Here is a 22,037-nt window from a genome sequence, read left to right as displayed (position 1 = left end):
GAACGGCCCCGTCCCGGGCGGCGCGGATACTGGCGGGGTGAGCACCCTGGCCCCCGAGATCGCCGCCCGCCTCAAGCGCACCGAGGACGGCCTGGTCCCCGCCGTGGTGCAGCAGCACGACACGGGCGAGGTGCTCATGCTGGGCTGGATGGACGACGAGGCCCTGGCCCGCACCCTGGCGACCGGGCGTGCGACCTACTGGTCACGCTCCCGCCGGGAGTACTGGGTGAAGGGCGAGACCTCCGGCCACCGCCAGTGGGTCAAGGACGTGCGCCTCGACTGCGACGGCGACACGCTGCTGGTGAAGGTCGACCAGGAGGGCGCGGCGTGCCACACCGGCGACCGCACCTGCTTCGACGCCGTCCGGCTGGGCCCCGCGTGAGCGCAGCGGCCCCCGGGCCGGAGCGTCGCCGCCGCACGGTCGGGCCCGTGGTCCTCGTCGGGCTCGCCGCCAGCGGCCTCACCGCGCTGGGCGGCACGCGCGCCTGGGTGGGCACCGACGGCGCGACGGGACGCGTCGCGGGCATCGGCCCGAGCGGCCTGGCGACGACCACGGACGTCGGCGAGGCCCCCCTCGCGGCCGCCCTCGGGCTCGTGCTGCTCGCGTGCTGGGGCGTGCTCCTCGTGACGCGCGGCTGGTTCCGCCGCGCCGCGGCCGCCCTCGGCGCGCTAGCGGCGGCGGGCGTGGTCGCCGTCGCGGTCACCTCGGCGCGCACCCTGCCCGACGACGTGACCGAGCAGCTCGCGCGCGGCGGCACGACCGACGTCGACCCGGGGATCACCGCGTGGCTGCCGGTCACCGCCCTCGCCGCCCTGCTGGCTCTCGCCGCCTGCGTCGCCGCGGTGCGCCTCGCCCCGTCGTGGCCCGAGATGGGCTCGCGGTACGACGCGCCCGCCGACGCCGCGACGACGGCCACGACCCGGGCCCCCGAGACCTCGCTCGACCTGTGGAAGGCCATCGACGAGGGCGAGGACCCGACGCGCTGACCGCTCGGCGGGCCACCTAGGATCGGTCTCGGCCCGGTGAGCCCGGCGCCGACGCTGCCCCCCGACCGAGGAGCCCCGCATGTCGAACAACCACGGCAACACCCCCGCGGCCTGGACGGGCGTCACGGTCGCCCTGGTCGGCTTCGCCGTCGGGTCCGTGGGCCTCATGCTCGACCCGATCAACCTCGTCGTGTTCTACATCGGCCTGGGTCTCGCCATCGGCTCGTTCGTCCTCTTCCTCGTGATGGCCAAGCTCGGCCTGCACGAGGAGACCCACTGACCGCGGTGACCGTCCTCGACGAGATCGTCGCAGGGGTCCGCGAGGACCTGGCGCGCCGCGAGGCCGAGGTCGACCTGGCCGGGCTGCGCGCGCGGCTGGCCGACGTCGACCCTCCGCGGGACCCGATGCCGGCGCTGCGCGCCGCGGGGTCGAGCGTCATCGCCGAGGTCAAGCGGCGCAGCCCCAGCAAGGGGCACCTGGCCGACATCCCGGACCCCGTCGCGCTCGCCTCGGCGTACGCGGCCGGCGGCGCCGCGGCCATCAGCGTGCTCACCGAGGAGCGTCGCTTCGGCGGCTCCCTGGCCGACCTGGTCGCGGTGCGCGCCGCCGTCGACGTGCCGCTGCTGCGCAAGGACTTCGTGGTGACGGAGTACCAGGTGGTCGAGGCCCGTGCCGCGGGCGCCGACCTCGTGCTGCTCATCGTCGCCGCGCTCGACGACCCGACGCTGCACCGCCTGCACGACCTGGCCCGCGAGCTCGGTCTCACCGTGCTCGTCGAGGTGCACGACGAGGCCGAGACGGAGCGCGCCGTGACCCTCGGTGCGGAGCTCGTGGGCGTCAACGCGCGCAACCTCAAGACCCTCGCCGTGGACCCCGGTGCGTTCGGCCGTCTCGCGCCCCTCCTGCCCGCCGACCGCGTGCTCGTCGCCGAGTCCGGCATCGGGGGCGTCGCCGACGTGCGGGGGTACGTCGAGCAGGGCGCCCGCGCCGTGCTCGTGGGGGAGACGCTCGTGCGCGACGGCGACCCCGAGGGCGCCGTCCGCGCCATGACCGGCATCACCCCCAGTCAGCCGTTCCCCCAGCCGACCGTGGAGGTCACCCCGTGAGCCGCTTCGACGCCGACGACCGCGGCTTCTTCGGCGAGGCCGGCCAGTGGGGCGGCCGGTTCATGCCCGAGGCGCTGGTCTCCGCGCTCGACGAGCTCACGGACGCGTGGCACACCGCCCTGGCCGACCCCGGCTTCACGGCCGAGTTCGAGACCATCCTGCGGGAGTACGCCGGCATCCCCAGCCCGCTGTACGAGGCGACCCGCCTGTCGGAGCAGGTGGGCTGCCGCGTGCTGCTCAAGCGCGAGGACCTCAACCACACGGGCGCGCACAAGATCCGCAACGTGCTGGGCCAGGCGCTGCTGACGAAGCGGATGGGCAAGAAGCGCGTCATCGCCGAGACCGGGGCCGGCCAGCACGGCGTGGCCAGCGCGACCGCCGCGGCGTACTTCGGTCTGGACTGCACCATCTACATGGGCGCTGTCGACACGCGCCGCCAGGCGCTCAACGTCGCCCGCATGCAGCTGCTGGGCGCCGAGGTCGTCGCGGTCGACACGGGCAGCGGCACGCTCAAGGACGCCATCAACGAGGCGTTCCGCGACTGGGTCGCCAGCGTGGACCACACGGCGTACCTGTTCGGCACCGCCGCGGGCCCGCACCCGTTCCCCTCGATGGTGCGCGAGTTCTGCCGCGGCATCGGCGACGAGGCGCGGGCGCAGGTGCTGGAGCGCTACGGCCGGCTCCCGGACGCCATCGCGGCCTGCGTCGGCGGCGGCTCGAACGCGATCGGGCTCTTCGCGGGCTTCCTCGAGGACGACGACGTGGCCGTCTACGGCTTCGAGCCCGGCGGCGACGGGGTCGCGACGGGACGCCACGCGGCCACCATCACCGCCGGCGAGGCGGGCGTGCTCCACGGCGCCCGCACCTTCCTGCTGCAGGACGACGACGGCCAGACCGTCGAGTCGCACTCGATCTCCGCCGGCCTCGACTACCCCGGGGTGGGCCCCCAGCACTCCCACCTCGCCCACGTCGGGCGGGCCACCTACGTCCCGGTCACGGACGCCGCCGCCATGGACGCCATGGCCCTGCTGGCCCGCACCGAGGGCATCATCTGCGCGATCGAGTCGGCCCACGCGGTCGCCGGTGCGCTCGACGTCGCCCGCGAGCTGGCGGCGACGAAGGGGCCCGAGGCCACGGTCCTCGTCAACCTCTCGGGCCGCGGGGACAAGGACATGGGCACCGCGATCGAGTGGTTCGGGCTCGGCCGCACGGAGAAGGAGGTCGAGGCGTGAGCACCGCTCCCGCGTTCGCCCGCGCCCGCGAGGAGGGCCGCGCGGCCCTCGTCGGCTACCTGCCCGCCGGCTTCCCCGACGTGCCCGGCGCGATCGAGGCGCTGCGCACGATGGTCGAGGCCGGCTGCGACGTCATCGAGGTCGGCCTGCCCTACAGCGACCCCGTGATGGACGGGCCCACCATCCAGGCGGCCGCCCAGCAGGCGCTCGACGGCGGGTTCCGCGTGGCCGACGTGCTGCGCACCGTCGAGGCCGTCGCCGCGACCGGCACCCCCACCCTCGTCATGACCTACTGGAACCCGGTCGAGCGGTACGGCGTGGAGCGGTTCGCGCGCGACCTGGCCGAGGCCGGGGGAGCGGGCCTCATCACCCCCGACATCACGCCCGACTACGGCGCCGAGTGGATCGCGGCGGCCGACGCCCGCGACCTCGACAAGGTCTTCCTCGTCGCGCCGTCCTCCACCGACGAGCGGGTCGAGATGACGACGGCGGCCTGCCGCGGCTTCGTCTACGCCACCGCCGTCATGGGCGTCACCGGTGCCCGCACCACCTCGAGCGAGCTCGGCGGCCCGCTCGTCACGCGGGCCCGGGCGCTGCAACCGAAGGGCGCCGACCTCCCCGTCGGGGTCGGCCTCGGCGTCGGCAACGGCGACCAGGCCGCGGACGTGGCGGCGTACGCCGACGGCGTCATCGTCGGCTCGGCCTTCGTGCGCACCCTGCTCGACGCCGGCACCGACCGCCGGGCGGGCCTGGCCGCGCTGCGCACCCTCACCGAGGAGCTCGCCACGGGCGTGCGCCGGGGGAGCGCCGGCGGTGCGTGAGTCCACCCCGGCCCGGGTACGCCGCGCTGCCGCCGTCGCCGCCCTCGCGCTCGCCGGGCTCACCGCCTGCGGCGGCACGGCCGAGCCGCTGAACCCGATGGTGGGCGCGGAGATCAGCGACGACGCGCTCTACGGCTCGGTGATCGACCAGGCGCCCTACCAGGTCCCCGACGTGACGCTGACCTCGACGCTGGGCGACGCGGCGGAGGGCACGCCGTACTCCCTGACGGCCGACTCGACCGCCGACCTGACGCTCGTCTTCTTCGGCTACTCGAACTGCCCCGACATCTGCCAGATGGTGATGGCCAACGTCGCGAACGCCCTCGACCGGCTCGAGCCGGCCGACCAGGAGCGGGTGCAGGTCCTGTTCGTCACGACCGACCCGGCGCGCGACGACGTCGCCACGCTCCGCACCTACCTGGAGCGCTTCGACCCCGCCTTCGTCGGGCTGACCGGCAACATGGCCGCGCTGCAGGAGGCCGGTGACGGCTTCCACGTCTACTTCGAGGAGGGCGCGCGGCTGCCGAGCGGCGGCTACGACGTCACCCACAACGACCAGGTGAGCGGCGTCGACACCGACGACACCGTGCCGGTGCTGTGGATGCGGGACACCTCGCCGCACCAGCTCGCCACGGACGTCGCGACCCTCCTGGCGCGCCCGGCCGCCTGACGGGCGATGATGGGCCCCATGCTCACGGCCCTCGACGCGTTCCCGGCGCTCGTCCACGCCCTGCCCAGCCCGGACCAGGGCGTGTGGCACCTGGGTCCGCTGCCCCTGCGCGGTTACGCGCTGTGCATCATCCTCGGCGTCGTCGCCGCCGTGATCATCGGCGAGCGCCGGTGGGTGGCCCGCGGCGGGCAGTACGGCGACGTGCAGGACATCGCGGTCCCCGCGGTGCTGTTCGGCATCGTCGGCGCCCGGATCTACCACGTCGCGACCGACTGGGAGCTCTACTTCGGCGAGGGGCGCGAGCCGATCCGCGCGCTCTACCTGTGGGAGGGCGGCCTCGGCATCTGGGGCGCGATCGCGTTCGGCGCGCTCGGCGCCTGGATCGGCGCCCGCCGCAAGGGCATCCGGTTCCTGCCGCTCGTCGATGCGCTGGCGCCCGGCCTGCTGGTGGCCCAGGCCATCGGCCGGTGGGGCAACTGGTTCAACCAGGAGCTGTTCGGCCGCCCCACCGACCTGCCGTGGGGGCTGAGCATCGACCTGGAGAACCGCCCGACCGGCTACACGCAGTTCGAGACCTTCCACCCCACGTTCCTCTACGAGTTCGTGTGGAACCTGGCCGCGTTCGCGCTCGTGATCTGGCTCGACCGCCGCTACCGCCTGGGTGGGGGTCGCGTCGTCGCGCTGTACGTCGCGACGTACACCGTCGGGCGGGCCTTCACCGAGTCGCTGCGCATCGACGAGGTGCAGCTCGACGACGTGCTGGGCCTGCGACTCAACGTGTGGACCTCGATCGTGCTGTTCGTAGCAGCCGTGATCTACCTCGTCGTCACCCGCGGCCGCGGCCGCGAGGAGGACGTGTACGTCGAGGGCCGCCGCCCGGTGACGGACGGCGCCGCTGACGACGACGCTGACGACGACGCTGACGACGACTCTGGCGACGCCGAGCCCGGGGTCGCCGCCGACGCCCGCGCCGGTCGCACGGGCACCACGGCGACCACCCAGGACACCGAGGGTGGCGCGCCCGCGCCCCCGCGACGCCGCCGGTTCCGCTCGCGCGGCTGAACGCCGTACCGCCACCGTGTGGCCGTCGCGCACCAGCGACGTTTCACGGTGGTAACCTCACCGCCTGCAGGGCCAACGTCGTCCCTTCGAAGGTGGGCCCGGGGCCTCGCACCCAGCCGGCACGACAGCCATGCGCTGCCGCGTCGCGCGACGCCACGACCACCCCGCACCAGTGATCGCCCGGCGCGCCCCCACGCCCGCCGGGCCCCGACGACGGGAGATGTCCACGTGCCCATCTCGCACGCGATCCCCGAGGCCCAAGGGCTCTACGACCCGCGGTTCGAGCACGACGCCTGTGGTGTCGCCTTCGTGGCCACCATGACCGGCGAGGCCAGCCACGACATCGTGGCCAAGGCCCTGCAGGCGCTGCGCAACCTCGACCACCGCGGCGCCGCCGGCGCGGAGGTCAACTCCGGCGACGGCGCCGGCATCCTGCTCCAGGTCCCCGACGCGTTCCTGCGCGCCGTCGTGGACTTCGACCTGCCGGCCGTCGGCGCGTACGCCGTCGGCACCGGCTTCCTGCCGCGCGAGGGCGACGACCTGGCCAAGGCGCGCACCACCATCGAGGAGATCGCGACCCAGGAGGGTCTCGAGGTCCTCGGCTGGCGCGACGTGCCGGTGGAGCCGGCGGTGCTCGGCTCGATGGCGCTCGGCGTCATGCCGACGTTCAGCCAGCTCTTCGTGGCGCCCGTCGACCGCTCGGTGTCCGGCATGGGCCTGGAGCGGCTCGCGTTCTGCCTGCGCAAGCGCGCCGAGCGGGAGGCCCAGGCCTACTTCCCGTCGCTGTCGTCGCGCACGCTCGTCTACAAGGGCATGCTCACGACCGACCAGCTCGACCACTTCTTCCCCGACCTGGTCGACGAGCGCATGGCGTCGGCGATCGGCGTGGTGCACTCGCGCTTCTCGACGAACACGTTCCCGAGCTGGCCGCTGGCGCACCCGTTCCGCTTCATCGCCCACAACGGCGAGATCAACACGGTCATGGGCAACCGCAACTGGATGCGTGCGCGCGAGGCCCTCCTGGCCTCCGACGCCATCCCGGGCGACCTCGACCGGCTCTTCCCGATCTGCACCCCGGGCGCCTCGGACTCCGCGTCGTTCGACGAGGTCCTCGAGCTGCTCCACCTCGGTGGCCGCAGCCTGCCGCACTCCGTGCTCATGATGATCCCGGAGGCGTGGGAGAACCACGGGGAGATGGACGAGGCCAAGCGGGCCTTCTACGAGTTCCACTCCACGATGATGGAGCCGTGGGACGGCCCGGCCTGCGTCGTCTTCACCGACGGCACGCAGATCGGCGCGACGCTCGACCGCAACGGCCTGCGTCCCTCGCGCTTCTGGGTCACGGACGACGGTCTCGTCGTCCTGGCCTCCGAGGTCGGCGTGCTCGACATCGACCCCGCCACGATCGTGCGCAAGGGTCGCCTGCAGCCCGGCAAGATGTTCCTCGTCGACACGGCCGAGCACCGGATCGTGGAGGACGAGGAGATCAAGTCCGGCCTCGCGGCCGAGCAGCCGTACGCCGAGTGGCTGGCCGACGGCCTCGTGCACCTCAAGGACGTGCCGGAGCGCGAGCACGTCGTGCACACGCACGCCTCGGTCACCCGCCGCCAGCAGGTCTTCGGCTACACCGAGGAGGAGCTCCGCGTCCTCCTGGCGCCGATGGCCAACGCCGGCGCCGAGCCGATCGGCTCGATGGGCACCGACACCCCGATCGCGGCGCTGAGCGAGAAGCCGCGGCTGCTGTTCGACTACTTCTCCCAGCTGTTCGCGCAGGTGACCAACCCGCCGCTGGACGCCATCCGCGAGGAGCTCGTCACCTCGCTCAACGGCTCCATCGGCCCGGAGGCCAACCTGCTCGAGCCGGGTCCGGACTCGTGCCGCCAGGTCGTGCTGCCGTTCCCCGTCATCGACAACGACGAGCTGGCGAAGATCCGCCACATCAACCGCGACGGCGAGCACCCCGGCTTCGTCACGCACGTCTCCCGCGGCCTCTACCCGGTCGAGGGCGGCGGCGCGGCGATGGCCGCCCGCCTGCGCGAGATCTGCGCCGAGGTCAGCGCCGCCATCGCCGACGGCGCGCGCATCATCGTGCTCTCGGACCGCCACTCCACCCGCGAGCTGGCCCCGATCCCGTCGCTGCTGCTCACGGGCGCCGTGCACCACCACCTGGTGCGCGAGAAGACCCGCACCCAGGTCGGCCTGCTCGTCGAGGCCGGCGACGTGCGCGAGGTGCACCACGTCGCGCTGCTCGTCGGGTACGGCGCGGCCGCCGTCAACCCCTACCTCGCCATGGAGTCCGTCGAGGACCTGGCGCGGGCGGGGTACTACGTCAAGACCGAGCCCGAGGTCGCGGTCAAGCACCTCGTGAAGGCGCTCGGCAAGGGCGTCCTCAAGGTGATGAGCAAGATCGGCGTCTCGACGGTCGCGTCCTACACGGGTGCGCAGATCTTCGAGGCCGTCGGTCTCTCGCAGGAGCTGGTGGACGAGTACTTCGTCGGCACCACCTCCAAGCTCGGCGGCATCGGCATCGACACGGTCGCCGAGGAGGTCGCGCGGCGCCACGCCGCGGCGTACCCCCCCAGCGGGGTGGCCCCGTCGCACCGCGAGCTGGCCATCGGCGGCGAGTACCAGTGGCGCCGCGAGGGCGAGCCGCACCTGTTCGACCCCGAGACCGTGTTCCGCCTGCAGCACTCGACGCGCGCGGGCCGGTACGACGTGTTCAAGCAGTACACGAGCCGGGTGGACGAGCAGTCCGAGCGGCTCATGACGCTGCGCGGGCTCTTCCGGTTCAAGGACGCCGGCGCGACCGGCCGCCAGCCGATCCCCGTCGAGGAGGTCGAGCCGGTCTCGGAGATCGTCAAGCGGTTCTCCACCGGCGCGATGTCGTACGGCTCCATCTCGCAGGAGGCGCACGAGACCCTCGCGATCGCCATGAACCGGCTCGGCGGAAAGTCGAACACCGGTGAGGGCGGCGAGGACCCGGACCGCCTGCACGACCCGGAGCGCCGCAGCTCGATCAAGCAGGTCGCCTCGGGGCGCTTCGGCGTCACGAGCGAGTACCTGACGAACGCGGACGACATCCAGATCAAGATGGCGCAGGGCGCGAAGCCCGGCGAGGGCGGCCAGCTGCCCGGCCACAAGGTCTACCCGTGGGTGGCGCGGACGCGGCACAGCACGCCCGGCGTGGGCCTGATCTCCCCGCCGCCGCACCACGACATCTACTCGATCGAGGACCTCGCCCAGCTGATCCACGACCTCAAGAACGCCAACCCGGCGGCGCGGGTCCACGTGAAGCTCGTCTCCGAGGTCGGCGTCGGCACCGTCGCCACGGGCGTCTCGAAGGCGCACGCGGACGTCGTGCTCATCTCCGGTCACGACGGCGGCACCGGCGCGTCCCCGCTGACGTCGCTCAAGCACGCGGGCGGCCCGTGGGAGCTCGGCCTGGCCGAGGCCCAGCAGACGCTGCTCATCAACGGCCTGCGGGACCGGATCGTGGTGCAGGCCGACGGCCAGCTCAAGACCGGTCGCGACGTCGTCATCGCCGCCCTGCTGGGCGCCGAGGAGTTCGGCTTCGCCACTGCGCCGCTCGTCGTCTCGGGCTGCATCATGATGCGGGTCTGCCACCTCGACACCTGCCCCGTGGGCGTCGCGACGCAGAACCCGGTGCTGCGCGAGCGCTTCAGCGGCAAGGCCGAGTACGTCGTCAACTTCTTCACCTACATCGCCGAGGAGGTGCGGGAGTACCTGGCGCAGCTGGGCTTCCGCAGCATCGACGAGGCCGTCGGCCAGGTCGGTGCGCTCGACGTGGCGCAGGCCGTGGACCACTGGAAGGCGGCCGGTCTCGACCTGACGCCGATCCTCCACGAGCCCGACACCACGGCGTTCCCCGAGCAGGACCTGCGCTGCACGAAGACGCAGGACCACGCGCTGGAGAAGGCGCTCGACAACGAGCTCATCGCGATCGCGCGTCCCGCGCTCGAGAGCGGCGAGCCCGTCCGCGCCCAGGTGGCGGTGCGCAACGTCAACCGCACGGTCGGCACGATGCTGGGCCACGAGGTGACGAAGCGCTACCGCGGCGAGGGCCTGCCCGACGGCACGATCGACATCACCCTGACCGGCTCGGCGGGGCAGTCGTTCGGCGCCTTCGTCCCCCGCGGCGTGACGCTGCGCCTCGAGGGCGACGGCAACGACTACGTGGGCAAGGGCCTCTCGGGCGGTCGCCTCGTCATCCGCCCGGATCGTGCCGCGACGTTCGCCTCCGACGAGCAGATCATCGCGGGCAACACGATCGCGTACGGCGCCACGTTGGGCGAGATCTTCATCCGCGGCGGGGTGGGCGAGCGCTGCTGCGTGCGCAACTCCGGCGCGGTCGTCGTCACCGAGGGCGTGGGCGACCACGCCTGCGAGTACATGACCGGCGGTCGCGTGGTGGTGCTCGGCAAGACGGGCCGCAACTTCGCGGCCGGCATGTCGGGCGGCATCGCGTGGGTGCTCGACCTCAAGCCGTGGCGGGTCAACGGCGAGCTGGTGGACCTCCGCCCGGTCGAGGGTGACGCGGCCGAGGAGCTCCACGGCCACGTCCGCACGTTCTTCGAGGAGACCGGGTCCGTGGTCGCCGAGCAGCTGCTCGCCGACTGGCCCGCGTCGCTGGCGCGCTTCACCGAGGTGATGCCGCGTGACTACAAGCGGGTGCTCGACGCCCGTGCCGCTGCGGAAGCCGAGGGCCTCGACGAGGACCAGACGGCCGCCCGGATCATGGAGGTGCTGCATGGCTGACCCGAAGGGCTTCCTCAAGGAGGGCCGCAAGGTCGCGACCCGTCGTCCCGTCGAGGAGCGCGTCAACGACTGGAACGAGGTGTACCCCGACGGCATCGGTCGGGCGCTGCTGCCGATCATCACGCCGCAGGCCGGTCGCTGCATGGACTGCGGCATCCCGTTCTGCCACCAAGGCTGCCCGCTGGGCAACATCATCCCGGAGTGGAACGACCTGGTCTGGCGCGACGACTGGGAGGAGGCGATCGAGCGGCTGCACGCCACGAACAACTTCCCGGAGTTCACCGGTCGCCTCTGTCCGGCGCCCTGCGAGACCGCCTGCGTGCTGGGCATCAACCAGGACCCGGTGACGATCAAGAACGTCGAGGTCTCGATCATCGACCGCGCGTGGGAGGCCGGCTACGTCAAGCCGCAGCCGCCCGAGTGGCTGTCGGGCAAGACCGTCGCCGTCGTCGGTTCGGGCCCCGCGGGCCTGGCCGCCGCACAGCAGCTGACCCGCGCCGGCCACACCGTCGCGGTCTACGAGCGCTCCGACCGCATCGGCGGCCTGCTGCGCTACGGCATCCCCGAGTTCAAGATGGAGAAGCAGCACGTCGACCGCCGCCTCGACCAGATGCGCCGCGAGGGCACCGTGTTCCGCACGGGCGTCGACGTGGGCACGGACGTGACCGGTGACGACCTGCGGGCCCGCTACGACGCCGTCGTGCTGGCCACCGGGTCGACGATCCCGCGCGACCTGCCGGTCCCGGGGCGCGAGCTCGGCGGCATCCACCAGGCGATGGACTTCCTGCCGCAGGCCAACCGGGTCGCGGTCGGGGAGACCGTCGAGGGCCAGGTGCGCGCCGACGGCAAGAACGTCGTCATCATCGGCGGCGGCGACACGGGCGCGGACTGCCTCGGAACGTCCATCCGCCAGGGCGCCGCGTCCATCACGCAGCTCGAGATCATGCCGCAGCCGGGCGGCGACCGCCCGAGCGCGCAGCCGTGGCCGACGTATCCCGCGCTCTTCCGTGTCTCCTCGGCCCACGAGGAGGGCGGCGACCGGGTCTACGGCGTCTCCACCAAGGAGTTCCGCGGCGACGAGGACGGCAACGTACGTGCGCTCCTGCTCGTCGACGTCCGCTTCGAGGACGGCCGGTTCGTCGAGGTCGAGGGCTCCGAGCGAGAGATCCCTGCCGAGCTGGTGCTCTTTGCGATGGGCTTCACCGGACCGGAGACCGACTCGGTCGTCGCGCAGCTCGGGCTGGAGCTCGACGAGCGGCGCAACGTGAAGCGGGACCCGACGTACCGGACCTCGGTCGAGGGCGTGTTCGCGGCCGGTGACGCCGGCCGCGGCCAGTCACTCATCGTCTGGGCGATCGCCGAGGGGCGTGCGGCCGCGGCGGCGGTGGACGAGTACCTGACGGGCTCGACGTCGCTCCCGGCGCCCATCAAGTCGACGGAGCGACCGCTGGTCGTGTGAGCGAGCGCTGCACCCGCCCACGGGGCCGGGACCCCCTCCGGGGTCCCGGCCCCGTTGCGTTGCTGTGAAGTTCATTTGAACGATCCAGACCAGTGTCACCCGTGCGGGTGGTCGGCAGTACCGTTGCCTCGTGCGCAGAGCCAAGATCGTTTGTACGTTGGGTCCCGCGACCTCCTCCGCCCGCCGTGTCCAGGAGCTGGTGTACGCCGGCATGGACGTGGCGCGCCTGAACATGAGCCACGGTGCCTACGCGGATCACGAGCAGGTCTACCAGCACGTCCGCCAGGCGTCCGACGCCAGCGGCCGGGGGGTGGGCATCCTCGCCGACCTGCAGGGTCCGAAGATCCGCCTGGAGACGTTTTCCGACGGCCCGGTGCTGCTGCGCCGCGGTCAGAGCTGGACGATCACCACCCGCGACGTCGACGGCGACGCCTCGATCTGCGGCACGACGTACAAGGGTCTGCCCGGCGACGTGAAGCCGGGTGACGCGCTCCTCATCGACGACGGCAAGGTCCGCATGCGGGTCGTGTCGACCACCGAGACCGACGTCGAGGTCGAGGTGCTGGTCGGCGGCCGGGTCTCGAACCACAAGGGCATCAACCTGCCCGGCGTGGCCGTCTCGGTGCCGGCGCTGTCGGAGAAGGACGTGGCGGACCTGCGCTGGGCGCTGCGGATCGGCGTGGACATGGTGGCGCTCAGCTTCGTGCGCTCCGCCGCGGACGCCGAGGACGTGCGCGCGATCATGGCCGAGGAGGGGCGCAGCGTCCCCATCATCGCCAAGATCGAGAAGCCGCAGGCGATCGACAACCTCGAGGAGATCATCGACGCGTTCGACGCCTTCATGGTGGCGCGCGGCGACCTCGGCGTGGAGTGCCCGCTGGAGGACGTGCCGTTCCACCAGAAGCGGATCGTCGACCTGGCCCGCCGCAACGCCAAGCCCGTCATCGTGGCGACGCAGATGCTCGAGTCGATGATCGGCGCCCCGGCCCCGACGCGTGCCGAGGCCTCCGACGTCGCCAACGCCGTGCTCGACGGCGCGGACGCCGTCATGCTGTCGGGGGAGACGAGCGTGGGGGAGTACCCCGTGACCGCCGTCGAGACCATGGCCCGCATCATCGAGAGCGCCGACCGCCACGCGGCCGCCGACATCCGCGCCATCGACTGGGACCCCCACACCAAGGGCGGCATCATCGCGCTCGCCGCGGCGCAGGTCGCGGAGCGCGTCGGCGCGAAGTACCTCGTGGCGTTCACGCAGAGCGGCGACTCGGCCCGGCGCCTGGCCCGCTACCGCGGTCCCATCCCCATCCTGGCGTTCACCCCGCTCGCGTCGACCCGCTCGCAGCTGGCCGCGACCTGGGGCGTGGAGACGTTCAAGACCGCGCAGGTCGAGCACACCGACGAGATGGTGCGGCAGGTCGACGAGGCGCTGCTGCGCATCGAGCGCGTCAAGGAGGGCGACCTGGTCGTCATCATCGCCGGCGCCCCGCCCGGCATCCCCGGCTCGACCAACGCGCTGCGCGTGCACCAGATGGGCGACGCGATCAACGAGGTCGCTCCGGCGTACCGCCGGTCCGCGCCCGCCTGATCCTCCACGCTCCCAGCGCGACGCAGCACGGCCCCGGGTGGTCCCCGGGGCCGTGCTGCGTCGCGGGTGCGCTCAGGCCTTCGGCCCGACGAGGTCGTCGAGGCGGGCGACGGCCTCGCGGCGGGACACGCTGATCGTGCGGGGCCCGGACGCCCGCCAGTCCACACCCACGAGGTCCAGCGCCCAGCAGCAGAGCGCGCGGATGTCGGCCGACGCGTTGACGAACTGCCAGCGCGGGTAGTCGTAGCGGCGCTGCTCGCCGGCCACGACCCGGGCCGCCCAGTTGCGCACCCGCGCGCCGTCGGAGTGCAGCAGACCCCGCAGGAAGTCGCTCGGGTGGCGCTCGACGACCTCCCGCTGCCACGCCTCGAGCACGATCGGGCGCTCGTGCTTCCGCCCCGGACCGTGCTGGGGGAGCAGGCAGGGCCAGTGCTTCCACGAGACGGTGGTGATGACCGACCCCGGTCGGTCCCGGGTGTGGGGTCGGCTCCCGGGCTTGACGGCCCGCATCAGGTCCTGGATCCGCGCGTTCGCGACCGGGTAGCTGAGGTCGTTGATCACGTGGAGCGCGTACACGTCGCGGCGTCCCCGGGAGACGTGACCGTCGCCGAGGTACCACCCCAACAGCTCGGCGTACGCAGCGCCGTCCAGCGGGACGGCGTCGCACCGCGGACACCGGGCGGTGAGGTGGGTCTGGCCGCGGGGACGCCCTTGCTCGAGGTAGAGGCGCCGCCACCGGCGGATCGTCCCCGGCGCCACGCCGTGCTTGCGCGCGTTCGCCGCGTCCGGGACTCCCGCGCGCATCGCTGCCAGCGCGGAGGCGACGGTGTCGGTCGGGCGAACGTGCACGGCACGAGTGTGTAGGCGACCGCCGACCGTCCGGGAGCGGGTGTCGCCTGGTGCCGGGTGTGGGACTCGAACCCACACGCCCTCTCGGACAATGGTGTTTGAGACCATCGCGTCTGCCGTTCCGCCAACCCGGCCAGGCAGACGCAGACCCTACCGCAGCGTGAGCCCCGCCTCTCCGCGAGACGTACGGTCTCGGACGCCGCTGCCGAGGGCTAGCCTTCACCCCGTGACCGATCAAGCCCCGGGTGCCCGCCGACGCGTCGTGATCGCCGAGGACGAGGCGCTCATCCGCATGGACCTCGCCGAGATGCTGGCCGACGAGGGGTACGAGGTCGTCGGCGAGGCCGGCGACGGGCAGAAGGCGATCGAGCTCGCCGAGGAGCTGCGCCCCGACCTGGTCGTGCTCGACGTCAAGATGCCCGTCCTCGACGGCATCGCGGCGGCGGAGCGGATCGCCGCGCAGCGCATCGCCCCGGTCGTCATCCTCACGGCGTTCTCCCAGCGGGAGCTCGTGGAGCGGGCGCGCGACGCCGGGGCGATGGCGTACCTCGTGAAGCCGTTCTCGGCCACCGACCTGGTGCCGGCGATCGAGATGGCCGTCAGCCGCTTCGCCGAGCTCAGCCAGCTCGAACAGGAGGTCGGCGACCTCACGGAGCGGCTCGAGACCCGCAAGGCCGTCGACCGCGCCAAGGGCGTGCTGCAGAAGGACCTCGGGCTCTCGGAGCCGGACGCGTTCCGGTGGATCCAGAAGACGGCGATGGACCTGCGCCTGTCGATGCGGCAGGTGGCCGAGGGCGTCGTCGCGCACGGCCCGGGGGCGTCCGGCACCGCGTAGCGGGCCCGCGGTGGCCGCGTCCGCCGTACCGATCACGGTCGGAGACTGAACTGTTACCTCCGGGGGTCCCAAACCCGCGTTGAGGCGTCGTCGGCGCCGTTAGGGTGTCCCGACCGACGAGCGCGCAGCGCGCTCCAACGACAGGAGTCACCGCGTGCGAATGCGTTTCATGGCGCTTCTCGCCCTGCTCGTGGTGCTGATGCTTCCGCTCAGCGCCGCCCATGCCGCCGAGGAGACGGACGCACCCACGCCGTCCCCCGGTGCCGGCGCCACGAGCGAGCCCGGATCCGTCGAGACCACGGCCCCGGCGGCCCAGCCGCCGGCCGACGGTCCGTACGTGCGGGTGCGCCTGCTCGACGAGGCCGCCGACGAGCCGGTCGCCGGGGTGACGCTGACGGTGGAGTCGGAGGGCGGCGAGGAGATCGGGTCGGCGCAGACCGACCCCGACGGCGTCGTCATCGTGCCGATCCCCGAGCTGGGCACCTACACCGTCACGCTCGACGAGGACTCCCTGCCCGACGGCATCGAGCTGGGCGACGACACGAAGTCCGAGATCACCATCATCGCCCGCATCAACGGCGCCAACGGCGGCCTGTTCCCGATCGGCGTGCAGGAGGTCGAGTCGGTCTCGTTCGCGGACCGGCTCACGACCAGCCTCGTCTCGGGCGTGAAGTTCGGGCTCATCGTGGCGCTGGCCGCCCTGGGCCTCTCGCTGATCTTCGGCACCACGGGTCTGACGAACTTCGCGCACGGTGAGCTCATCACGTTCGGGGCGCTCGCGACGTACGTCGCCAACCGCGGCCTCGGCATGCCGGTCGTGCTGGCCGGCGTGGTCGCGGTGGTCGTCTCCGCGGCGTTCGGCTGGGCGCAGGACCGGGGCCTGTGGCGCCCGCTGCGACGGCGGGGGACCGGTCTCATCGCCATGATGATCGTGTCCATCGGCCTCAGCCTGCTGCTGCGCAACCTCTACCAGTACTCGATCGGCAGCTCGCGCAAGTCGCTGAGCGAGTACGTGAGCCAGGCGCGCACCGACTACGGCATCGTCAGCCTGGCCGACAAGGAGATCGCGATCATCGGGATCTCGGTCGTCACCATCGTGGTCGTCTGCATCGCCCTGATGCGCACCCGGATGGGCAAGGCCATGCGGGCGGTCTCCGACAACCCCGCGCTGTCGGCGTCCTCGGGCCTCAAGGTCGACCGGGTCATCAGCTCGGTCTGGGTGCTCGGCACCGCCCTGACGGGCCTCGCCGGCGTGCTCCTCGCGATCAACAGCCAGATCAACTTCCTCATGGGCTTCAAGCTGCTGCTGCTGGTGTTCGCGGCGGTCACCCTCGGCGGCCTCGGCACCATCTGGGGCGCGCTGTTCGGCTCGATGGTCATCGGCATCATGGTCGAGGTCGGCCCGCTGTTCGGGGTGCCGTCGTCGATCAAGGAGGTCGGCGCGCTCGTCGTCCTCATCCTCGTCCTGCTGATCCGGCCGCAGGGCATCCTCGGTCGCCGCGAGCGGATCGGGTGACGGCCATGTCCACCTCGACCGTCCCCTCGCCCGCCGCCCACGATCGGAGCAACGCATGAGCGACACCTCGACCACGGCGAAGCCCGCTGCCCCGGTCGTGGCGCAGCAGAACAACCGCGGCGCCGTGACCTCCGTGGTCCTCGGCATCCTCGGCATCACCCTGGCCTTCGGCTTCACCTCGCCCTTCGCCTGGCTCGCCGGCCGCAAGGCCGTGCGCGAGATCGAGGCGTCCGACGGCAGGCAGGGCGGTCGCGGCCTCGCGATCGCCGGCCAGGTCCTCGGCGTCATCGGCACCGTCTACCTCGTGCTCTGGCTGATCATCGGCTTCACCGCCGGGATCTCCGACGTCGAGCTGACCGGGGTGTTCCGCACGGCCCTCAACCAGGCGTTCGGCCCCAACGCGATCGTCTACGCGCTCGCGGCCATCGGCCTCAACGTCCACTTCGGCTACACGGGCCTGCTGAACTTCGGCCAGGCCGGCTTCATGGCCGTGGGTGCCTACGGCCTCGCGGTCAGCGTCGTGACGTGGGACCTGCCGTTCTGGATGGGCGTCCTCATCGCCCTGCTCGCGCCCGTGGCCCTCGCGATCGTGCTCGGCCTGCCGACACTGAGGTTGCGGGCCGACTACCTCGCCATCGCCACCATCGCGACCGCCGAGATCCTGCGGCTCGTGTTCGGCGCGGTCGAGACCAAGGACGTGTTCGGCGGCTCGAACGGCCTCAACGGCTTCGCCGGCACCTACCAGGACATGAACCCGTTCAGCGAGCGGCTCGACCTCGGCATCGTCTCGTTCAGCGCCCGCGACCTGTGGTCCATGGTCGTCGGCTGGACGCTCGTCGCCCTGTGCTGCCTCCTCGTGTGGGCGCTCATGCGCAGCCCCTGGGGCCGCGTGCTCCGCTCCATCCGCGAGGACGAGGAGGCCGTGCGCTCGCTCGGCAAGAACGTCTTCGCCTACAAGATGCAGGCGCTGGTCCTCGGTGGCGTCTTCGGTGGTCTGGCGGGTCTCTTCCTGGCCCTCAAGCAGGCCTCGGTCGTGCCGAGCGACTACTCCACCAACATGACGTTCCTGGCGTTCACCGCGCTGCTGATCGGCGGGGCCGCGCGCGTGCTCGGCCCGGTCGTCGGCGCGATGATCCTCTGGTTCCTCATCGCCGGTCTCGGCGACTTCTTCGACCAGGCGACGTCGGGCCCCAGCCCGCTCATGCCGGACTGGTTCATGGACAACACCCAGGCGAGCCTCGTGCGCTTCATCGCGACGGGCCTCGGACTCATGCTGCTGATGATCTTCCGTCCCCAGGGGATCTTCGGTGACCGAAGGGAGATCGCGATCGATGGCCGCTGAACTCGCCAGCACCTCCGTCCAGCCGCGCCCGCGCCCCGACCTGTCGGGCGTCGGCAGCGAGCCGGGCTCGCCCAAGCCGGACCCGATCATCGTCGGGGACAGCATCACGCGTCAGTTCGGCGGCCTGAAGGCCGTCGACGTCGACCACATCGAGATCCAGCGCGGCGCGATCACGGCCCTCATCGGGCCCAACGGCGCGGGCAAGACGACGCTGTTCAACCTGCTCACCGGCTTCGACGTGCCCGACGAGGGCAAGTGGAGCTTCAACGGGCGCTCCCTGCAGCGCGTGGCGCCGTACAAGGTCGCGCGGCTCGGGATGGTGCGCACCTTCCAGCTCACGAAGGTGCTCGCCAAGCTGACCGTTATCGAGAACATGCGCCTCGGCGCGACGGGCCAGCGCGGTGAGCGCATGTGGCAGGCGGCGTTCCCCTTCCTGTGGAAGAAGCAGGAGGCGGAGAACACGGTGCGGGCCGACGACCTGCTGCGCCGGTTCAAGCTCGACGCCAAGCGCGAGGACTTCGCGGGCTCGCTCTCGGGCGGCCAGCGCAAGCTGCTCGAGATGGCCCGCGCCCTCATGGTCGACCCCGAGCTGATCATGCTCGACGAGCCCATGGCCGGCGTGAACCCGGCCCTCAAGCAGTCGCTGCTCGGCCACGTGAAGTCGCTGCGCGACGAGGGCCGCACCGTGCTGTTCGTCGAGCACGACATGGACATGGTCCGCGACATCTCCGACTGGGTCATCGTCATGGCGCAGGGCCGGATCGTCGCCGAGGGCACGCCCGACCGGGTCATGCAGAACCAGGCCGTGATCGACGCCTACCTCGGCGCCCACCACGACACCGACCTCAGCGAGATGGACGAGGCCGCGCTCGAGGCCGAGGCCAACGCGGAGATCGAGGCCGTCAACGAGGAGGAGAAGCACTGATGAGCGCTGCGACCACGACGCCGGAGCGCGAGGCGCACCTCGCCGCGGCGGGCGACGCGATCCTCCGCGCCGACGACCTCACCGGCGGCTACCTGCCGGGCGTCAACATCCTCAACGGGGCCGACCTCTACTGCAACAAGGGCGAGCTCGTCGGCATCATCGGCCCGAACGGCGCCGGCAAGTCGACGCTGCTCAAGGCGCTCTTCGGCCTGGTCAACGTGCGCAGCGGTTCCGTCACCCTCGAGGGCCGCGACATCACCAACAAGCGCGCCGACCAGCTCGTCACGGCGGGCATCGGCTTCGTCCCGCAGACGAACAACGTGTTCCCCAGCCTGACCATCGAGGAGAACCTCGAGATGGGCTGCTACCAGGCGCCGAAGAAGTTCACCGAGCGCTTCGACTTCGTGACCGACATCTTCCCGCGCCTCGGCGAGCGCCGGAAGCAGCGCGCCGGCTCCCTGTCGGGTGGCGAGCGCCAGATGGTGGCCATGGGCCGCGCGCTCATGATGGCCCCGTCGGTGCTGCTGCTCGACGAGCCGTCGGCCGGCCTCTCGCCGGTGCTGCAGGACGAGGTGTTCGTGCAGACGCGCAACATCAACCGCGCCGGCGTCTCCGTGATCATGGTCGAGCAGAACGCCCGCCGCTGCCTGCAGATCTGCGACCGCGGCTACGTGCTCGACCACGGCCGCAACGCCTACACGGGCACGGGCCGCTCGCTCGCGAACGACCCGAAGGTCATCCAGCTCTACCTGGGCACGCTCGGCGCCGCCGAGACGAAGGACGAGGGCACCACCCCCGCCTGACGCGACCCCGCACGACGAGGGCCCCGGACCGCACCAGCGGACCGGGGCCCTCCGTCGTACCTGGAGGTGGGGGAGCGGGTGTGGGGGCGCGGGGGTGGGGCGGCGGCGGGGGTAGGGCGGCGGCGGGGGAGCGCGCGGGGTGCGCGGGACGTCATGCGCATCGTGCGCCCTGGCCCACCCTCCGCATGACGTACGGCGTACGACGCCGCTGCAGGTCACGCGGCGTCGCGCTGGGTGCCGGGACGTCATGCAGACCGTGCGCCCGGGCCCACCCTCCGCATGACGCACGGCGCGGGCTGTCGGGTCGCGGGGTGGGCGCGAGACGTCATGCCGACCGTGCGCCCGGGCCCACCCTCCGCATGACGCACGGCGCGGGCTGTCGGGTCGCGGGGTGGGCGCGAGACGTCATGCCGACCGTGCGCCCGGGCCCACCCTCCGCATGACGTACGGCGCGGGGCGCCGCCGCGGGGCACGCGGCGTCTCGCCGGGCGCCGGGACGTCATGCGGACCGTGCGCCCGGGCCCACGCTCCGCAGGACGCACGGCGCGGGGCCTGCGGGCGCAGACGCAGAACGGGCCCGGGACCAGCTGGTCCCGGGCCCGCTCAGGGGTGTGGTGCGTGGTGTCGAACCGGCTCAGATCTCGCCGGCGATGTAGTCGACGGGGGCGTTGCGGTTCTCGGCGTCGTACTCGTAGATGCCGATCGAGGCAGCGGTCGGGCTGCCCGTCTCACCGAGCTCGATGGGGCCGGAGGCACCGTCGTAGTCGATGTCCTCGCCGGACGCGAGGAGCTCGGCGCACTCGGCGAAGGTCATGCACTTCGTGCCCTCCTTCGTCACGTCGACGAGCGCGTCGGCGATGGCCTCACCGGCGTCGCTCTCCGCGGCGATGGCGGCGAGCGCCGAGGTGATGACCGCGTCGTAGGACTCGGCGGCGTACGCGAACGACGTCAGCTCCGGGTCGATCGCCAGCAGGCGCTCCTGGAACTCGCCCGCGGTGTCCGCGCCGGGGATGGTGCCCTTCGTGCCGGTGAGCACGCCCGGGGGGAGCGACGGGTCGGAGTCGGCGGAGTAGTCGGCCGTGTTGCCGTCGACGAAGTACGTCGGCAGGTCCTGCGGGCCGGCGCCGGCGGTGATCAGCTGCGGGATGATCGTGGCCGTCTCCTCGAAGCCGATGAGCAGGAGCGCGTCGCCGCCGGCGGCCGCGATCTCCTCGACCTGCGAGTCGAACGACTGGGCGTTCTCGCCGTAGAACACGGTCGCGGCGACGGAGCTGCCGGCGTTCTCGAGGTTGGTCTGGACCTGCTCGGCCAGCGTCTCGCCGTACGCGTCCTGGCGGGCCAGGATCGCGACGTTCGAGCGGCCGTCCTCGATGAGGAGGTTGGCCATGACCGCACCCTGGAGGATGTCGGAGGGGGCGGTGCGGAAGTAGAGGTCCGGCTCCGCGTAGTCGCCCTCGTCGAAGTCGGTCGAGGTGTTGGCCGGGGAGTACATGACCGCGCCGGCGTCCATGATCTGGTCGATGACCGTCATGGAGACGCCCGAGGAGGCCGCACCCACGATGACGTCGGAGTTGGCCGACAGCAGCGAGTCGACCTCGGCGGGCGCGATGCCCGAGTCGGCGTCGCCCGAGTCGCCGCGGACGTGCACGACGTCCTGGCCGAGCACGCCGCCGGCCTCGTTGATCTCCTGGACAGCCAGGTCGACGCCGGCGAACTCCGGCGGGCCGAGGAACGCGAGGCTGCCGGTCTCGGGCAGCAGGGACCCGAAGGTCAGGGTGCCGTCGCCCTCGGCGGCGGGCGACTCCGAGGAGTTGTCCCCGCCGTTCGAGCTGCCCTCGTCGGCGTTCTCCTCGTCGCTGCCGCCGCATGCGGACAGGGCGAGCACGCCGGCGGACACGACCGCGGCGAGGCGGAAGGTGGTGGACCTGCTCTTCATCAATCCTCCGTGGATTCTCGGGATCCGCCCGGCGGGAACCGCCGGGGTCTGGAGGGAAGGTAGCCCTCGGCACCGGCCCGCGGGGGGGAGTCCGCGACGTCCCGTCATTTGTGGCCGTTTCGTGACCATCCG

At 72.4% G+C, this 22,037-nt stretch carries 18 protein-coding genes and 1 tRNA gene; 16 read left to right on the top strand and 3 right to left on the bottom strand.

Annotated elements, in window-relative coordinates:
- The first annotated feature begins 37 nt into the window (after nt 1-37).
- The 11 genes from hisI (at nt 38) to pyk (ending at nt 13,699) form a co-directional block, all read left to right on the top strand.
- Nucleotides 38-382 carry a phosphoribosyl-AMP cyclohydrolase gene (hisI, locus tag KK617_RS05655; RefSeq protein WP_277498637.1) on the top strand — a complete coding sequence of 115 codons (345 nt, stop codon included), beginning with the start codon at nt 38-40 and terminating at the stop codon, nt 380-382.
- 47 nt (nt 383-429) lie between these two features.
- Nucleotides 430-987, top strand: coding sequence for a Trp biosynthesis-associated membrane protein (locus KK617_RS05650; protein ID WP_277498636.1), 558 nt, complete (start codon nt 430-432; stop codon nt 985-987).
- Between the two features lie 79 nt (nt 988-1,066).
- Nucleotides 1,067-1,267, top strand: coding sequence for an HGxxPAAW family protein (locus tag KK617_RS05645; protein ID WP_277498635.1), 201 nt, complete (start codon nt 1,067-1,069; stop codon nt 1,265-1,267).
- A 5-nt stretch (nt 1,268-1,272) separates the two neighbouring features.
- Nucleotides 1,273-2,094: an indole-3-glycerol phosphate synthase TrpC gene (trpC, locus tag KK617_RS05640; RefSeq protein WP_277498634.1), complete on the top strand. Its 822-nt coding sequence runs from the start codon at nt 1,273-1,275 to the stop codon at nt 2,092-2,094.
- The gene (trpB, locus tag KK617_RS05635; RefSeq protein ID WP_277498633.1) at nt 2,091-3,326 is read left to right on the top strand and encodes a tryptophan synthase subunit beta; all 1,236 of its coding nucleotides are present in this window, start codon (nt 2,091-2,093) and stop codon (nt 3,324-3,326) included. The genes trpC and trpB overlap by 4 nt, the downstream gene beginning before the upstream one ends.
- Entirely contained in the window at nt 3,323-4,147 is an 825-nt protein-coding gene (gene trpA / locus KK617_RS05630; protein WP_277498632.1) for a tryptophan synthase subunit alpha, read from the top strand. The genes trpB and trpA overlap by 4 nt, the downstream gene beginning before the upstream one ends.
- Nucleotides 4,140-4,817, top strand: coding sequence for an SCO family protein (locus KK617_RS05625; RefSeq protein WP_277498631.1), 678 nt, complete (start codon nt 4,140-4,142; stop codon nt 4,815-4,817). Before trpA ends, KK617_RS05625 begins: the two co-directional genes overlap by 8 nt.
- A gap of 18 nt (nt 4,818-4,835) precedes the next feature.
- On the top strand, nt 4,836-5,879 hold the full coding sequence (gene lgt, locus KK617_RS05620; protein WP_277498630.1) for a prolipoprotein diacylglyceryl transferase: 1,044 nt from the start codon (nt 4,836-4,838) through the stop codon (nt 5,877-5,879).
- A 228-nt stretch (nt 5,880-6,107) separates the two neighbouring features.
- Nucleotides 6,108-10,655 (top strand): glutamate synthase large subunit, encoded by a 4,548-nt coding sequence (gene gltB / locus KK617_RS05615; protein WP_277498629.1) that lies wholly within the window; start codon nt 6,108-6,110, stop codon nt 10,653-10,655.
- Nucleotides 10,648-12,114 carry a glutamate synthase subunit beta gene (locus KK617_RS05610; RefSeq protein WP_277498627.1) on the top strand — a complete coding sequence of 489 codons (1,467 nt, stop codon included), beginning with the start codon at nt 10,648-10,650 and terminating at the stop codon, nt 12,112-12,114. The genes gltB and KK617_RS05610 overlap by 8 nt, the downstream gene beginning before the upstream one ends.
- Nucleotides 12,115-12,244: 130 nt before the next feature.
- Nucleotides 12,245-13,699 carry a pyruvate kinase gene (pyk, locus tag KK617_RS05605; protein ID WP_277498626.1) on the top strand — a complete coding sequence of 485 codons (1,455 nt, stop codon included), beginning with the start codon at nt 12,245-12,247 and terminating at the stop codon, nt 13,697-13,699.
- A 72-nt stretch (nt 13,700-13,771) separates the two neighbouring features.
- On the opposite strand, the gene KK617_RS05600 is transcribed toward pyk, so the two are convergent.
- Both KK617_RS05600 and KK617_RS05595 read right to left on the bottom strand, forming a co-directional pair.
- Entirely contained in the window at nt 13,772-14,548 is a 777-nt protein-coding gene (locus KK617_RS05600; protein WP_277498625.1) for a helix-turn-helix domain-containing protein, read from the bottom strand.
- A 48-nt stretch (nt 14,549-14,596) separates the two neighbouring features.
- Nucleotides 14,597-14,682 (bottom strand) — tRNA-Leu (locus KK617_RS05595).
- 92 nt (nt 14,683-14,774) lie between these two features.
- On the opposite strand from KK617_RS05595, the gene KK617_RS05590 reads away from it, so the two are divergent.
- The 5 genes from KK617_RS05590 (at nt 14,775) to KK617_RS05570 (ending at nt 19,969) form a co-directional block, all read left to right on the top strand.
- Nucleotides 14,775-15,383 carry a response regulator gene (locus KK617_RS05590; RefSeq protein ID WP_277498623.1) on the top strand — a complete coding sequence of 203 codons (609 nt, stop codon included), beginning with the start codon at nt 14,775-14,777 and terminating at the stop codon, nt 15,381-15,383.
- Between the two features lie 169 nt (nt 15,384-15,552).
- Nucleotides 15,553-16,899, top strand: a complete 1,347-nt coding sequence (locus KK617_RS05585) for a hypothetical protein (RefSeq protein ID WP_277498622.1) — start codon at nt 15,553-15,555, stop codon at nt 16,897-16,899.
- A 55-nt stretch (nt 16,900-16,954) separates the two neighbouring features.
- Nucleotides 16,955-18,241, top strand: coding sequence for a DUF4190 domain-containing protein (locus KK617_RS05580; RefSeq protein ID WP_277498621.1), 1,287 nt, complete (start codon nt 16,955-16,957; stop codon nt 18,239-18,241).
- Nucleotides 18,231-19,166 carry an ABC transporter ATP-binding protein gene (locus KK617_RS05575; protein ID WP_277498620.1) on the top strand — a complete coding sequence of 312 codons (936 nt, stop codon included), beginning with the start codon at nt 18,231-18,233 and terminating at the stop codon, nt 19,164-19,166. The genes KK617_RS05580 and KK617_RS05575 overlap by 11 nt, the downstream gene beginning before the upstream one ends.
- Nucleotides 19,166-19,969 carry an ABC transporter ATP-binding protein gene (locus KK617_RS05570; protein ID WP_277498618.1) on the top strand — a complete coding sequence of 268 codons (804 nt, stop codon included), beginning with the start codon at nt 19,166-19,168 and terminating at the stop codon, nt 19,967-19,969. The genes KK617_RS05575 and KK617_RS05570 overlap by 1 nt, the downstream gene beginning before the upstream one ends.
- A 634-nt stretch (nt 19,970-20,603) precedes the next feature.
- Here the strand turns inward: KK617_RS05570 and KK617_RS05565 are convergent.
- Entirely contained in the window at nt 20,604-21,905 is a 1,302-nt protein-coding gene (locus KK617_RS05565; protein WP_277498617.1) for an ABC transporter substrate-binding protein, read from the bottom strand.
- Between the last annotated feature and the right edge of the window lie 132 nt (nt 21,906-22,037).

The sequence above is a fragment of the Nocardioides sp. ChNu-99 genome, from assembly GCF_029493445.1.
GTDB lineage: Bacteria > Actinomycetota > Actinomycetes > Propionibacteriales > Nocardioidaceae > Nocardioides.
The sequence above is the reverse complement of the archived record's forward strand: the minus strand, read 5'-3'. Positions and strand labels throughout refer to the sequence as shown.

Bases quoted from the DNA above. Each gene is read 5' to 3' on its own strand.
- KK617_RS05610 (WP_277498627.1), top strand. From the start codon at position 10,648: ATGGCTGACCCGAAGGGCTTCCTCAAGGAGGGCCGCAAGGTCGCGACC.
- lgt (WP_277498630.1), top strand. From the start codon at position 4,836: ATGCTCACGGCCCTCGACGCGTTCCCGGCGCTCGTCCACGCCCTGCCC.
- KK617_RS05580 (WP_277498621.1), top strand. From the start codon at position 16,955: ATGAGCGACACCTCGACCACGGCGAAGCCCGCTGCCCCGGTCGTGGCG.
- KK617_RS05645 (WP_277498635.1), top strand. From the start codon at position 1,067: ATGTCGAACAACCACGGCAACACCCCCGCGGCCTGGACGGGCGTCACG.
- KK617_RS05585 (WP_277498622.1), top strand. From the start codon at position 15,553: ATGGCGCTTCTCGCCCTGCTCGTGGTGCTGATGCTTCCGCTCAGCGCC.
- KK617_RS05570 (WP_277498618.1), top strand. From the start codon at position 19,166: ATGAGCGCTGCGACCACGACGCCGGAGCGCGAGGCGCACCTCGCCGCG.
- KK617_RS05565 (WP_277498617.1), bottom strand. From the start codon at position 21,905: ATGAAGAGCAGGTCCACCACCTTCCGCCTCGCCGCGGTCGTGTCCGCC.
- KK617_RS05575 (WP_277498620.1), top strand. From the start codon at position 18,231: ATGGCCGCTGAACTCGCCAGCACCTCCGTCCAGCCGCGCCCGCGCCCC.